A 14,842-nucleotide genomic window follows, 5' to 3' on the forward strand; every position below is an offset into this window, starting at 1 on the left:
GCCCCCGCTCAGTACTCGATCCGGTCGCGCCGGGTGACCCGGAGCGAGACGACGGACAGGATCAGGGTGAAGAAGAAGATCACGACACCCATCGCGCAGGCGTAGCCGGCCTCGCCGAAGGCGAGGAAGTTGCGCATCAGGTAGGTGGACATCAGCTCGCTGTGGTGGTCGGGGCCACCGCCGTAGGTACGGCCCGGGGTCATCGAGGCGACCAGCGCGAAGGCGTCCATGGCCACGATGGCCAGGTAGACCCAGGCGGTCTGCACGGTCTCCCAGAGCAGCGGCAGGGTGATCTTGAAGAAGGTCTGGCCGCGCTTGGCGCCGTCCAGCAGCGCCGCCTCGTAGATGTCCTTCGGGATCGACTGCATGGCCGCCGAGAACAGCACCAGGTAGAAGCCGACGCCGCCCCAGACCAGGACGCCCATGATGCACCAGAGCACCAGGTCCGGGTCGGAGAGCCAGGCGATCGGGTGCATCGGGTCGACCAGGCCGAGCTTGATCAGCGCACCGTTGGCCAGACCGGCCCCGTCGGTGCGGTAGACCGCCTGCCAGAGCACCGCGAGGATCGCGATGGAGAGCACCTGCGGGAAGAAGAAGACCACCTTGTAGAAGGCGGCGCCGCGCACGCCCTGCACTCCACCGGTGCCGCCCTTGCCGCCGACGTTCAGCATGAAGGCGAAGAACAGCGCGATCAGGATGGTCACCACCGGCAGCACCGCGAGGAGCAGCAGGTTGTGCCAGAGCGCGCCGAGGAAGACCTCGTCACCGAAGAGCTTCGTGTAGTTGTCCAGGCCGACGAAGTTCATCTCCTGGCTCTGCCCCGACCAGTCGGTCAGGGAGTATCCGAAGGTCTGCGCGTAGGGCCAGAGCACCAGGCCCACGTACAGCAGGATCGGAAGAAAGAGGAACCCCACGATGAAGGGGTACTTGTTGTGACGCATCGTCACTTCTCCTGTCCGTCAGGTGTGTACGCGCCGGGGAGGCTGGTGCGGGAGCCTCCCCGGCGCGCTCGTACCGCTGGATCAGGCGGTCTTGTTCTTGGTGGCCGACTCCTTGGCGCGCTTGATCCACTCCGCCGGAGTGATGCGCTTGGCGACCAGCTCGCCCGAGGCGTTCTGCAGGTCCTCGTCGAACTTGGAGGCGGTGTTCGGGTACTGGAAGTTGAAGGTGTTGGCACCGGCCGCGGCCAGGGCCGCGACGGTCGACTTGGTGCCCGGCTTCAGCTGGACCTCGGGGCCGACGCCGTCCTTCAGGCAGGTGAGGCTGTTGGCGGCCTGGGCGAACTTGCCCGACGCCTCCTTGGTCAGCATCATCCGGAGGAACTCCAGGCCGCCGGCCACGTTCTTGGCCTTCTTCGGGACGATGAAGGGCTCACCGGCACCGGCCCGGATGGCCTCGAACGGCAGCTTGTCGCCGGGCAGCGAGGGCATCGGCAGGAAGGTCATCTCGAAGTCGGCCGGGGTGGAGGACAGCTGCTCGTTCTCCAGCCAGGAGCCGGAGGGGATGAAGACGGCCTTGTACTGGTTCCACGCGGTCTGCGACTCGGTGTGGGTCATGCCGTTGGTGCCGGGGAGCAGGAAGTCCTTGTCGATCACCTGGTAGAACGCCTCGACGGCGGTCTTCACGGCCGGGTCGTCCCAGGCGGCCGGCTCCAGGGCGTCGATCCGCTTCATCAGGTCGAGACCGCCCTGCTTGGCGATCATGTCCAGGATGGCGACGTTGATGTAGTACGGGTACTTGCCCTGGTGGGCGAGCGGGGCGATGCCCTTGGCCTTGGCCTGCTCGCAGAGGGTGATGAACTCGGCCCAGGTCTTCGGGGCGGTCCAGCCGTTGTCCTTGAGGAGCTTGCCGGAGTACCAGAGGCCCCACATGGTGTAGGCGTAGGAGATGTTGTAGACCTTGCCCTTGACCGTGCCGGACTCGATGGTGCCGGGGAGCAGCACGTCGCGGATCTTCTTGGACGGGTCGTCGATGTACGGCGCGTCCAGCAGCGGGGCGAGGTCGACCAGCTGGTCGGAGTCGACCAGGACGTCGAGCTTGATCTGCTTGTTGCCCGAGTCGTCGATGACGTCCGGCGGGGAGCCCGCGTTGAAGCGCGGCTGCAGCTTGCCGGTGATGTCCTTGTCGGCCTGCTGGTTGACCTTGGCGTCCGGGAACTTCTTGGTGTAGATCGCGGCGAACGCGGCCAGGTAGTCCTTGCCGTAGCCGCCGTCGAAGATGAACGCCTCGAGACCCAGCTTCGGGTCGACGCCGAACGGGTTGTCGGCGTTCTTCAGGTCGTACTCGCCGGCCTTCTTGCTGCCCTTGCTGTCACTGCTGCCGGTGCCACCGGCACAGGCGGTGAGCAGGGAGCCGCCGGTGGCAGCGATCACCGCGATGCCCGCGGCCCGCTTGAAGATGTCACGGCGGTTGTACTCGGTTGCGGAGCCCATGAGTGCCCTAACCCCTCGGTGTCCAGGAGATGCGTGCAGGAGCTGACGGACCGTCAATTCCTGTCGGGTGAGGCTCGCCTAGCGGCCAAGGGGCCGGTCAGAGGCGGTTTCTGTGATGCGCAAAGGTATAGTCCACTGTTCATCTGGCGGCAATAGCCGGACTGCCCGATGTGACGCGTGGGAGCCAAAGCGTTGTCGGCGGTGCAGCATGTGCAATGTGCAGGGAGCCTGCATATTTGCCCGACAGCCCCACCGGCTGGCAGAAATCTAGCGCGCTTGTGTTCGTTTGAACATAGAAATGCGCAGCTTCGCGCATCACAGAACAGTGACGCGCGAAGCCGCGCAGTGGGCATCCGGACCCTGAATGACGCTACGTCAGTACTTCATGCCCTTGTCAAGAGCCTTCACCAGTGTGCCCTGGGCGTCGTCGTGGTCCAGCGCCCAGGCCATCACCCCGCCCAGACCGGTCAGCCGGGAGTAGGCCGCCTTGTAGGTCAGCACCTCGGGGGTGTCGTAGGTGTAGAAGGTGTTGCCGTCGTACTTCCAGCTGACGCCCGAGCGCCAGTCGGTGTGGACGGTGCCGGGCAGGTTCTTCAGGTCCTTGAACGGCACGTCCCCGCCGGAGGCGGCGGCCGGCTGGAACAGCCCGTCGCCCTTCGGGCCGGGCTGCACCCCGGTCCAGGTGTGCGAGTAGAACGGCACCCCGACCACCGTCTGACGGGCCGGCAGGCCCTTCTCGATGTAGTGCCGGACGGCCTTGTCCGCGCTCCGCTGGACCGGCGCCGGGTCGCCCTTCACGGCGAACAGCGGGGCCTGGTTGTTGCTCGGCCCCTTGCCCTCCCACGGCCCGTGCAGGTCGTAGGTCATCAGGTTGAGCCAGTCCACCGACCGGGCCACCTTCGGCAGCTCCAGCCGGTCGGCCACCTTGTCGTTGGCCGCGACGGCGGCGGTCAGCAGGTAGTGCTTGCGCGACTTCTTCCCCAGCTCGTCCAGCTGCCGGCGGAACTCGGCCATCAGCAGGGTGAAGTTGCGGCCGTCCTCCGGGCGCGAGACGTTGCCCGGGTCCCCGTCGCCGCCCGGGTACTCCCAGTCGATGTCGATGCCGTCGAAGACGCCGAGGCCCGAGCCCGGGCCGCCCTCGGCGGAGCCGAGCTGCGGCAGGTTCCCCTTGACGTAGAGGTCCAGGCAGGAGGCGACGAACGCCTTGCGCGAGGCGTCGGTCAGCGCGGCGTCCGAGAAGTACTTGGACCAGGTCCAGCCGCCGAGCGAGATCACGGCCTTCAGCTGGGGGTTCTTCGCCTTCAGCTTGCGCAGCTGGTTGAACGAGCCCTTCAGGGGCTGCGCCTCGGCGTCGGCCACCCCGTCCACCGACTCCTCGGCGCCGACCGGGCGCTGGTAGTCCGCCCAGGCGTCGCCGACCCCGGCCTCGTTGGCCTCGAAGCACTTGCCCTCGGCGCTGACGTTGCCGAAGGCGTAGTTGATGACGGTGAGCTTCCCGGCCTGCCCGGAGGTCTGGACGTTCTTGAAGGAGAAGCCGGAGTAGACGCCCCACTGGGTGAAGTAGCCGACCCGCTGGCCGTTCAACTGCGGGGCCTGGCCGCCGCCGTGGGCGTACGCGGTGGCGGGGGCGAGCAGGGCGGCGGCCGTGGCGGCCGCGAGCAGTGCAGAGGTTCTTCTGGGCATCTGGGGGACCCAATCTCTGAAACGGCGTCAAATGGTCTGGACCAAGTGCTGTTTGAGAGGTGTAGTCCATTGAAGGCGAACGCACAAGGGGCCCGGACCGCTGGTGCGGTCCGGGCCCCTCGGCTCAGGCTGCTGTTGCTCAGCCGTTGATCAGGCTGCGCAGCACGTACTGCAGGATGCCGCCGTTGCGGTAGTAGTCCGCCTCACCGGGGGTGTCGATGCGGACGACCGCGTCGAACTCCACGTCCCCGGCCTTGACCTTGACGGTCTTCGGGGTGCGGCCCTCGTTGAGCTCGGTCACGCCGGTGAAGGAGAAGGTCTCCTCGCCGGTCAGGCCGAGGGACTCGGCGTTCTGGCCCTCCGGGAACTGCAGCGGCAGGACGCCCATGCCGATCAGGTTGGAGCGGTGGATGCGCTCGTAGGACTCGGCGATGACGGCCTTGACGCCGAGCAACGCGGTGCCCTTGGCCGCCCAGTCGCGGGACGAGCCCGAGCCGTACTCCTTGCCGGCCAGGACGACCAGCGGGATGCCGGCGGCCTGGTAGTTCTGCGAGGCGTCGTAGATGAACGACACCGGCGCGTCGGCCTGGGTGAAGTCGCGGGTGTAGCCGCCCTCGGTGCCCTCGGCGATCTGGTTCCGCAGGCGGATGTTGGCGAAGGTGCCGCGGATCATCACCTCGTGGTTGCCACGGCGGGAACCGTACGAGTTGAAGTCGCGCTTCTCCACGCCGTTCTCGGTGAGGTACTGCGCGGCCGGGGTGCCCGGCTTGATGTTGCCGGCCGGGGAGATGTGGTCGGTGGTGACCGAGTCGCCCAGCTTGGCCAGCACGCGGGCGCCGGCGATGTCGCTGACCGGGCTCGGGGTCTTGGCCATGCCCTCGAAGTACGGGGGCTTGCGGACGTAGGTGGACTCGGCGTCCCACTCGAAGGTGTTGCCGGTCGGGACCGGGAGCGACTGCCAGCGGTGGTCGCCGGCGAAGACGTCCTGGTAGCCGTTGGCGAACATCTCCTCGTCGATGGAGCCGGCGACGGTGTCGGCGACCTCCTGCTCGGACGGCCAGATGTCGGCGAGGAAGACGTCGTTGCCGTCGGCGTCCTGGCCCAGCGCGTCGCGGGTGATGTCGACGTTCATGTTGCCGGCCAGGGCGTAGGCGACCACCAGCGGCGGGGAGGCCAGGTAGTTCATCTTGACGTCCGGGTTGATCCGGCCCTCGAAGTTGCGGTTGCCGGAGAGCACCGAGACGACCGCGAGGTCGGCCTCGTTCACCGCGGCGGAGACCTCCTCGGGCAGCGGGCCCGAGTTGCCGATGCAGGTGACGCAGCCGTAGCCGACCAGGTTGAAGCCCAGCTTCTCCATGTAGGGGAGGACGCCGGCCTTCTCGTAGTAGTCCATGACGACCTTGGACCCGGGGGCCAGGGTGGTCTTGACCCACGGCTTGACCGTGAGGCCCTTCTCGACGGCCTTCTTCGCCAGCAGGGCGGCGCCCAGCATGACGGAGGGGTTCGAGGTGTTGGTGCAGGAGGTGATCGAGGCGATCACGACCGCGCCGTTGTCGATCTGGTACTGCGAGCCGTCGGGGGCGGTCACCGCGGTCGGCTTGCTGGCCTCGGCCGAGTAGGTCGGCAGCGCCTCGGCGAACTTCGAGGCGGCCTCGGCCAGGATCACGCGGTCCTGCGGGCGCTTCGGGCCGGAGATCGACGGGACGACGGTGGAGACGTCCAGCTCGAGGTACTCGGAGTAGACCGGCTCGTGGGCCGGGTTGTGCCAGAGGCCCTGCTCCTTGGCGTACGCCTCGACCAGGGCGAGCTGCTGCTCGTCGCGGCCGGTGAGCTTCAGGTAGTTGATGGTCTCGGCGTCGATCGGGAAGATCGCACAGGTCGAGCCGAACTCCGGCGACATGTTGCCGATGGTGGCGCGGTTGGCCAGCGGGATGGAGCCGATGCCGTTGCCGTAGAACTCGACGAACTTGCCGACCACACCGTGCTTGCGCAGCATCTCGGTGATGGTGAGCACCAGGTCGGTGGCGGTGGTGCCGGCCGGCAGCTCGCCGGTCAGCTTGAAGCCGACCACGCGCGGGATCAGCATGGAGACCGGCTGGCCGAGCATCGCGGCCTCGGCCTCGATGCCGCCGACGCCCCAGCCCAGCACGCCCAGGCCGTTCACCATGGTGGTGTGCGAGTCGGTGCCGACGCAGGTGTCGGGGTACGCCTGGCCGTTGCGGACCATGACGGTGCGGGCCAGGTGCTCGATGTTCACCTGGTGCACGATGCCGGTGCCGGGCGGGACGACCTTGAACTCGTCGAACGCGGTCTGGCCCCAGCGCAGGAACTGGTAGCGCTCGCGGTTACGGCCGTACTCGATCTCGACGTTCTGGACGAAGGCGTCCGGGGTGCCGAACTTGTCCGCGATGACGGAGTGGTCGATGACCAGCTCGGCCGGGGCGAGCGGGTTGATCTTCGCCGGGTCGCCGCCCAGCTCCTTCACGGCCTCGCGCATGGTGGCCAGGTCGACCACGCAGGGGACACCGGTGAAGTCCTGCATGATCACCCGGGCCGGGGTGAACTGGATCTCCTCGCTGGGCTGGGCGTTCTCGTCCCAGTTCCCGAGCGCGCGGATGTGGTCGGCGGTGATGTTCGCGCCGTCCTCCGTGCGGAGCAGGTTCTCCAGCAGGACCTTGAGGCTGTACGGCAGCCGCTCGGAACCCTCGACGGCGGAGAGCTTGAAGATCTCGTACGACTCGTCGCCCACCTGCAGCGAGCTGCGGGCGTCGAAGCTGTTCGCGGACACGACTGACTCCTTCTGGTCCTTCTGGATCCACCCGGTGGTAAGGTGACCCTAACTTGGGCCCGACCGCCACCTTGGGAGGCGTACGCCTCTCGGCAAGTATCTTGACGTCAAGATAGATCCTAGCGCGGAGTTATCTCGATGTCGAGATAAACCATAGTGCATAGGTGTGCCCCGGCCACGTTCGGCATGCCCCTATCTGACGGGCTCGTCGCAATACCTCTCCCCAATACCCTGCCGCACCCCACCGCACCCCGCCCGACACCGGGCCGGGGCGGGGTCGAGAGGGGGGCGTGGGAGGGGTCATGGCAGGGGTCGCGGAGAGGCAGGAGCGCCCGGACCGGGGGGGCCGGGGCCGGGCGTCGGCGAGGTCTCGAACGGGTGACTTCGGCGGGTCCCCGTGGGTGGCGGGCCCGCGCGGGGCCGGGCGGCTGACAGCTTGGGGGCGAACGTCCACCCCGAGGACCGTCCGACCCGAGAGCCGAGAGGCCCCACTATGCCCGCCGCCCCCACCCTGGCAGCGCTGGCGCTGCTGCCCGCCACCGTCCTCCCCTGCACCACCGTGGAGGCCACCTTCGACCGACCCGACGGGATCGCCCCCGTGACGGCCGTGAGCTTCGTGCCGGAGGCGGTCCCCTACGGCGCGACCGCACGGGTGGTGGTGGAGCGGGCCGGCGGCACCACCACGGTCTCGATGGAGGTGGACGGACTGACGCCCGATCACACCTACCCCGTCCACGCGCACGTCCGGGGCTGCGGCACCGCCCCCGGCGACTCGGGCCCGCACTACCAGGACGTGCCCGACCCGGTGCAGCCCTCCACCGATCCGGGCTACGCCAACGACCACAACGAGCTCTGGCTCACCCTGCGCACCGACTCCCTCGGGCGGGCCGCCGCCCACTCCACCGTGGCCTGGGAGTTCCGGCCGGGCGGGGCCGGAGCACTGGTCCTGCACGCCGGCGAGGACGGGCAGGGGCACTCGCTGGCGCAGCGGGTGGGCTGCGTCAACGTGGACTTCTGAGCCTCGTCCGCGCGCACCGTCGAGGGCGTCCCGTCGGGGTCCTGCCCCGGGGGGCTTCGCCCAGGCGCTGCTGAGCGTCCGTCAGGCCGTCAGGCCGTCAGGAACCGAGGGTCGCCACCAGGACGGCCTTGATGGTGTGCAGGCGGTTCTCCGACTGGTCGAAGACCACCGAGTGGTGTGACTCGAAGACCTCGTCGGTGACCTCGAGCTCGGACATGCCGGTGGCCGCGTGGATCTGCCGGCCGACCTCGGTGCCGAGGTCGTGGAAGGCCGGGAGGCAGTGCAGGAACTTGACCTTCGGGTTTCCGGTCGCCTTGATGATCTCCATCGAGACCTGGTACGGCTTCAGCAGCTCGACCCGCTCGGCCCAGACCTCCTTGGGCTCGCCCATCGAGACCCAGACGTCGGTGTAGAGGAAGTCGGCGCCGGCGACCCCGGCGGCCACGTCCTCGGTCAGGGTGATCCGGGCCCCGCTGACCTCGGCCAGGGCACGGGCCTGCTGCTGGACCTCCTCGGCCGGCCAGAGCTGCTTGGGCGCGACGATCCGGATGTCCATGCCGAGCAGTGCGCCGGTGACGAGCAGTGAGTTGCCCATGTTGAAGCGGGCGTCACCGAGGTAGACCAGGCTGGTCCGCTCCAGCGGCTCGGTGCTGTGCTCGACGATGGTGAGGATGTCGGCCAGCGCCTGGGTCGGGTGCCATTCGTCGGTCAACCCGTTCCAGACCGGGACGCCGGCGAAGGCGGCGAGCTCCTCGACCAGGACTTGGCCGTGGCCCCGGTACTGGATGCCGTCGAACATCCGGCCCAGCACCCGGGCGGTGTCCTTGATCGACTCCTTGTGGCCGAGCTGCGACCCGGAGGGGTCGAGGTAGGTGGTGGTCGCACCCTGGTCGTGCGCGGCCACCTCGAAGGCGCAGCGGGTGCGGGTGGAGGTCTTCTCGAAGACCAGGGCGATGTTCTTGCCGACCAGGCGGCGCTGCTCCGTCCCCGCGTACTTGGCGGCCTTGAGCTGTGCGGACAGGTCGAGCAGGAAGCGGAACTCCTGCGCGGTGAAGTCCAGCTCCTTGAGGAAGTGCCGGTTACGGAGGTTGAAGGCCATGCCGGGCTCCTGGATTGCTGTTGCGGGGACGGTGAGATGGGAAGTGTATACGACTCCCTGAATTTCTATGCAGAAAAAGGGAGGCGAGTCCCCGCCGGTCCGTCATCCGCCGCCGGTGGCGGACGACAACAGAGGAGGTCGGGGGACCACCGACCGGGCGGCCGGTGGTCCCGACGGACCGTCAGAGCCGGGGGTCCACCGGCTCCGACTCCAGGGCGAGGACGGCGAAGACCGCCTCGTGCACCCGCCACAGCGGCTCCCCTGCCGCCAGGCGGTCGAGTGCCTCCAGGCCGAGTGCGTACTCGCGCAGGGCGAGGGAGCGCTTGTGCCCGAGCGAACGCTGGCGCAGCTGACCCAGGTGCTCCGTGTAGTCCGGGCCGTAGATGATCCGGAGGTACTCACGACCGCGCACCTTCACTCCCGGCTGGACCAGGCGGCCCCCGGCCGGAACGGCCGCTCCCGCACCGCCGCGCTCGTCGTCGCGGGTTCCGTCCGGGCCGGTGCCCTCGTCGGCCTCCTCGCTGCGCCGTCCGTCCCCCCGGACCAGGGAGGCCAGCGGCTTCACGACCATGCCCTCACCACCGGCCGCGGTGAGCTCCTCCCACCAGGCCACGCCCGCCGCGACCGAGTCCTCGTCGGCGGTGTCGACCAGCAGCCGGCCGGTGCGCTGCAGGATCGGAGCGGCCGGATCGTCGGCCTCGACCAGGCGGTCGATCCAGGCGAGGTGCTGGTCGTGCGGGCGGGTGGCGAGGTTGCTCCCCTCCGCTGCCAGCACCTGGAATGGTGCCAGCCGCAGGCCGGTGAGCCCCTCCGTCGGCCAGCAGTAGCGCCGGTAGGCGGCGGTGAACGCCTCGGCGTCCGCCGCACGCTGCCGCTGACGGGCGGTCAGCCCGGCCAGCGGAAGGCCGCGCGCCTCACCTGCCGTCAGCGCGGCGATCACCTGCGGCAGCGCCGAACCGGCAGCCGCCCCGACCGCCGCGTACTGACGGCGCAGCAGCTCCACCGCCTTGAGCGACCACGGCATCAACTCGGCGTCGAGCAGCAGCCAGTCGGTGGCCAGCTCCTCGAACAGCCCGGCCCGCTCCGCTGCCGTGCGGAGCCGGTCGAGCACCGCGCCGGTCAGCTCGGTGCCGTCGAGGAAGGCCCGGCCGGTCCTGGTCCAGATGGCGCCGGGGCCGTCCACTCCGAAGCGCTTCTCCAGCGCGGCACCGTCGCGGGCGAGCAGCACCACGGCCCGGGAGCCCATGTGCTTCTCCTCGCAGACCACCTGCCGGACGCCGGACGCCCGGTACCCGGCGAACGCGTCCTCCGGGTGCTCCAGGTAGCCCTCCCGGCGGGAGGTGGCGACCGGGGCCATGGTCGGCGGCAGGTAGGCCAGCAGACGCGGGTCGAGCGCGAACCGGCTCATCACCTCCAGCGCGGCGGCCGCGTTCTCCTCCCGGACCGCGACCCGGCCGTGGTGGGCGGTCTCCACCACGCGCCGACCCGCCACGTCCGCGAGATCGAGCGGGCGGCCCTCCCGGGCACCCGGTGCGTCGGTGCGCATCGGCCGGACCGGGGCGTACCACTCCTGCTCCGCCGGGACGGAGACGAGCTCGCGCTCCGGGTAGCGCAGGGCGGTCAGGCTGCCGCCGAAGACGCAGCCGGTGTCCAGGCAGATGGTGTTGTTGAGGAAGCTCGCGCTGGGCACCGGGGTGTGGCCGTAGACCACCAGGGCCTTGCCCCGGTACTCCTCCGCCCACGGGTAGCGGACTGGCAGGCCGTACTCGTCGGTCTCGCCGGTGGTGTCGCCGTAGAGGGCGTGCGAGCGGACCCGGCCGGAGTTCCGGCCGTGGTACTTCTCCGGCAGGCCGGCGTGGCAGACCACCAGCCGGCCCTCGTCCAGCAGGTAGTGGCTGACCAGACCGCGCATGAAGGCCCGCACCTCGGCGCGGAACTCCTCGGTCTCCTCGGCCAGCTGGTCGATGCTCTCCTGGAGGCCGTAGGAGACGGTGACCTTGCGGCCGTCCATCCAGCGGCCGAGCTTGTTCTCGTGGTTGCCCGGCACGCAGACGGCGTGGCCGGCCCCGACCATGCCCATCACCAGCCTGAGCACACCCGGGCTGTCCGGGCCCCGGTCGACCAGGTCGCCGACGAAGACGGCGGTGCGGCCCTGCGGGTGGACGGCGTCCACCGGCCGGCCCTGCCCGTCCCGCTCCAACCGGTAGCCAAGGGTGGTGAGCAGGGTCTCCAGCTCGGACCGGCAGCCGTGGATGTCACCGACGATGTCGAACGGGCCGGTGAGGTGGCGCAGGTCGTTGTAGCGCTTCTCGGTGCGGATCCCGGCCGCCTCGATCTCCGCCTCGCCCCGCAGCACGTGCACCTTGCGGAAGCCCTCGCGCTCCAGGCCGCGCAGCGAACGGCGCAGCTCGCGCTGCTGACGGGGGATCACGTGTGCGGGCAGCTGGCGGTCCGGGCGGGTGCGGTTGCGCTCGGCGCAGACGCCCTCCGGCACGTCCAGCACGATCGCGATCGGCAGCACGTCGTGGTCCCGGGCGATCGTGATCAGCTGACGTCGCGCCTCGGCCTGGACGTTGGTGGCGTCCACCACGGTGCGGCGGCCGGCGGCCAGACGCTTGCCGACGATGTAGTGCAGCACGTCGAAGGCATCGGCGGAGGCGGACTGGTCGTTCTCGTCGTCGGCGACCAGGCCCCGGCAGAAGTCGGAGGAGACCACCTCGGTCGGTCGGAAGTGGCGGCGGGCGAAGGTGGACTTGCCGGAGCCGCTGGAGCCGATCAGGACGACCAGCGACACGTCGGTGACCGGGAGGGAGCGGCCTCGCGGGAGCTCCGGATCAGGGTTCTCGGTGCGGTTCTGGGTGGTCATCAGGCGGCGCTCCTCTCGGTGGAGTCGGTCGGGTTGGTGGGATCGGCGGAGTCGCTGCGGCGGAACAGCGCAAGCTGGGTCGGGGCGCCGACCTCCTCGTCCAGCGGACCGACCGGGCGGATGGACACGGAGTACCCGTAGTCCGCCGCCACCTTCTCGGCCCAGCCCAGGAACTCGGCCCTGGTCCACTCGAAGCGGTGGTCCCCGTGTCGGACGTGACCGGCCGGGAGGCTCTCCCAGCGGACGTTGTACTCGACGTTCGGCGTGGTCACCACGACGGTGCCGGGGCGGGCCGCACCGAACACCGCGTACTCGAGCGCCGGCAGCCGGGGCAGGTCGAGGTGCTCGATCACCTCGGAGAGCACGGCCGCGTCGTAGCCCTTCAGCCGGGCGTCGGTGTAGGTGAGGGCTCCCTGCACCAGCCGCACCCGCGCGGACTGACGCTCCGACATCCGGTCCAGCCGGAGCTTGCGGGCCGCCGCCGAGAGGGCGCGGGAGGACACGTCCACTCCGAGCACCTCGGCCACGGCCGGGTCCTTGAGCAGCTCGGCCACCAACTCGCCCTGGCCGCAGCCGAGATCGAGCACCCGGGCCGCGCCGGTCTCCCGAAGGGCGGCCAGGATCGCCACCCGGCGCTGCACCCCGAGGGTGACCGGCTTGCCGGTGCCTTCGGTGCCCTCGGCGTCTTCCTTGAGCACCTCGGCACCGGTGTCACCACCGGAGCCGGCACCGACCGGTCGGCCCGCCGTCCCGTCCGCCGTGCCGGCTGCGCTCCCCTCGGCCCGCAGACCGTCCGGCCCCGGCTCGCCCGGCACCCGTGCGTCGTCCTCCGGACCGTCGTCCACCGCGTTGTCGAGTTCGTCGGCCTCTCGGTCGTCGGCCTCGGCGAGCCGGGCCAGCTCCAGGCGCTCCATCGCCAGCCTGGTCAGCGACCAACGACGGGCCAGGTACCGACGGGTGATCAGGGCGAGCTCGGGGTGGGTCCCGAGCCAGCCCTCGCCGGCCGCGAGCAGCTTGTCCACCTCGTCGGGCGCGACCCAGTAGTGCTTCGCCCCGTCCAGCACCGGCAGCAGCACGTACAGGTGCTGGAGTGCCTCGGCCAGCCGCAGCTCGCCGGACAGCTCGACCCGGACGTAGCGGGAGGAGCCCCACTCCGGGAAGGCCTCGTCCAACGGGATCGCCTCCGCCTCGACCTGCCAGCCGAGCGGCTCGAAGAGTCGGCGCACCATGGCCGGGCCACCGCCGTCCCCCGCGCCGTTGGCCGGCACGGCGGGCAGCGCGATCCGCAGCGGGCGCGGCTGATCGGCCAGGCCGGGGCGCAGCTCGCAGACGCCCTTCATCGCCGTCCGGAAGACCGTCCGCAGTGCGACGGCGAGCAGCGAGGAGGCGGCGTAGGGGCGGTCGTTGACGTACTGGGCGAGCGCGAAGTCGGGCGACCCCGAACGGCCCTTGCCCCGGCCCTTGCGGACCAGTGCGATCGGGTCGACGTCCAGCAGCATCACCGCCGTGCACGACTGCTCGCCCGCCTCGGGATAGAAGACGTGGGCCTCGCCGTGGGAGGTCGAGAACTGCTGCACCTTGTCGGGGTGCTTGTGGAGCAGAAAGCCCAGGTCGGAAGCCGGGCGTTCGGCCGTTCCTGTGGTGGAGATCGAGATGAACACCCGTCCGAGTATCGCGGAGGCCCGGCCCGGGGGACACCGGGTTTTCCCCGTGACCAGCCAGGACGCGGGTCACCGCCGTCCGGTCGGTGAGCGTGTTCGTCAGGGTGGGGGGCGATTCGTTAACGTGCTCGATGTGACTGCTGAAACCTCCACCCCCGCAAGCGGTGCCCTCGCCGTCGGTCTGGCGACCGTCGCCGAGGACGACACCATCCTCGACACCTGGTACCCGGCTCCGGAGCTGGCCACCGCGCCCGGCCCGTCCGGGACCGTCCGGCTGACCGCCGAGGAGGCCGACGCCGCCCTCGGCCAGGGCGCGGCCGAGGCGCTGCGCGCCGACGCCCGCCGTGGCGTCGAGGTCGTCGCGGTCCGGACCACCATCGCCTCCCTGGACGAGAAGCCGCTCGACGCGCACGACGCGTACCTGCGCCTGCACCTGCTGAGCCACCGTCTGGTCCGGCCGCACGGCCAGAACCTGGACGGCATCTTCGGTCTGCTCGCCAACGTCGCCTGGACCAGCATCGGCCCGGTGCCGGTGGAGCAGGTCGAGCGGGCGCGGCTCGCCGTCCGTGCCCAGGGCGGCCAGCTGGCCGTGTACGGCATCGACAAGTTCCCCCGGATGACCGACTACGTGGCGCCGAGCGGCGTCCGGATCGCCCACGCGGACCGCGTGCGCCTCGGCGCCCACCTGGCCGTCGGCACCACCGTGATGCACGAGGGCTTCGTCAACTTCAACGCCGGCACCCTCGGCACCTCCATGGTGGAGGGCCGGATCAGCGCTGGCGTCGTGGTCGGCGACCACAGCGACATCGGCGGCGGCGCCTCGATCATGGGCACCCTGTCGGGCGGCGGCAAGCAGGTCGTGTCGGTCGGTGAGCGCTGCCTGCTCGGCGCCAACGCGGGCATCGGCATCTCGCTGGGCAACGACTGCGTGGTCGAGGCCGGCCTGTACGTCACCGCGGGCACCCGGGTCACCACCCCCGACGGCAAGGTCGCCAAGGCGGTCGAGCTGTCCGGCCAGGACAACCTGCTCTTCCGTCGCAACTCGCAGAGCGGTGCGGTCGAGGTGATCGCGCGGTCCGGCTCCTGGGGCGGCCTGAACGCCGAGCTGCACGCGCACAACTGACCTCCGGTCAGGACCGTCCGCCCGCCGGGCGGACTTCGCAAGGGCTCTGAACGGGGCGCGGCGCCGGAACTCCCGGTGCCGCGCCTCCGTCGTCTCCGTGTCATCTCCACGGTGGCCCGCGTCCCGGTGACCCGGCCCGGCCGGCCCGAGCTCCCCGGTAGCCGAGTGTCGG

Annotated in this window: 9 protein-coding genes; 2 read left to right on the top strand and 7 right to left on the bottom strand. The window is 70.2% G+C overall.

What is annotated here, in order from left to right:
- Positions 1–8 precede the first annotated feature (8 nt).
- The 4 genes from ACIRBX_RS14020 to acnA form a co-directional block, all read right to left on the bottom strand.
- Positions 9–941 carry a carbohydrate ABC transporter permease gene (locus ACIRBX_RS14020; RefSeq protein ID WP_402296390.1) on the bottom strand — a complete coding sequence of 311 codons (933 nt, stop codon included), beginning with the start codon at positions 939–941 and terminating at the stop codon, positions 9–11.
- 81 nt (positions 942–1,022) lie between these two features.
- A complete protein-coding gene (gene ngcE / locus ACIRBX_RS14025; RefSeq protein ID WP_402296392.1) occupies positions 1,023–2,432 on the bottom strand; it encodes an N-acetylglucosamine/diacetylchitobiose ABC transporter substrate-binding protein in 1,410 nt (469 codons plus the stop codon).
- Positions 2,433–2,807: 375 nt separating this feature from the next.
- Positions 2,808–4,115: a glycoside hydrolase family 18 protein gene (locus ACIRBX_RS14030; RefSeq protein ID WP_402296394.1), complete on the bottom strand. Its 1,308-nt coding sequence runs from the start codon at positions 4,113–4,115 to the stop codon at positions 2,808–2,810.
- Between the two features lie 139 nt (positions 4,116–4,254).
- Positions 4,255–6,903 (bottom strand): aconitate hydratase AcnA, encoded by a 2,649-nt coding sequence (gene acnA / locus ACIRBX_RS14035; RefSeq protein WP_402296396.1) that lies wholly within the window; start codon positions 6,901–6,903, stop codon positions 4,255–4,257.
- Positions 6,904–7,396: 493 nt separating this feature from the next.
- Between acnA and ACIRBX_RS14040 the strand changes: the two genes are divergently transcribed.
- Positions 7,397–7,921, top strand: coding sequence for a superoxide dismutase family protein (locus ACIRBX_RS14040; protein ID WP_402296397.1), 525 nt, complete (start codon positions 7,397–7,399; stop codon positions 7,919–7,921).
- A gap of 97 nt (positions 7,922–8,018) precedes the next feature.
- Here ACIRBX_RS14040 and argF read toward each other — a convergent pair whose 3' ends face one another.
- From argF to ACIRBX_RS14055, 3 genes are all read right to left on the bottom strand, one after another.
- Entirely contained in the window at positions 8,019–9,020 is a 1,002-nt protein-coding gene (gene argF, locus ACIRBX_RS14045) for an ornithine carbamoyltransferase (protein WP_402296399.1), read from the bottom strand.
- 181 nt (positions 9,021–9,201) lie between these two features.
- Entirely contained in the window at positions 9,202–11,886 is a 2,685-nt protein-coding gene (locus ACIRBX_RS14050) for a polynucleotide kinase-phosphatase (RefSeq protein WP_402296400.1), read from the bottom strand.
- The gene (locus ACIRBX_RS14055; protein ID WP_402296402.1) at positions 11,886–13,547 is read right to left on the bottom strand and encodes a 3' terminal RNA ribose 2'-O-methyltransferase Hen1; all 1,662 of its coding nucleotides are present in this window, start codon (positions 13,545–13,547) and stop codon (positions 11,886–11,888) included. Before ACIRBX_RS14055 ends, ACIRBX_RS14050 begins: the two co-directional genes overlap by 1 nt.
- Positions 13,548–13,680: 133 nt before the next feature.
- Between ACIRBX_RS14055 and dapD the strand changes: the two genes are divergently transcribed.
- The gene (gene dapD / locus ACIRBX_RS14060) at positions 13,681–14,670 is read left to right on the top strand and encodes a 2,3,4,5-tetrahydropyridine-2,6-dicarboxylate N-succinyltransferase (RefSeq protein ID WP_402296404.1); all 990 of its coding nucleotides are present in this window, start codon (positions 13,681–13,683) and stop codon (positions 14,668–14,670) included.
- Positions 14,671–14,842: the final 172 nt, after the last annotated feature.

It is taken from the genome of Kitasatospora sp. NPDC096147 (genome assembly GCF_044763225.1).
Lineage (GTDB): Bacteria > Actinomycetota > Actinomycetes > Streptomycetales > Streptomycetaceae > Kitasatospora.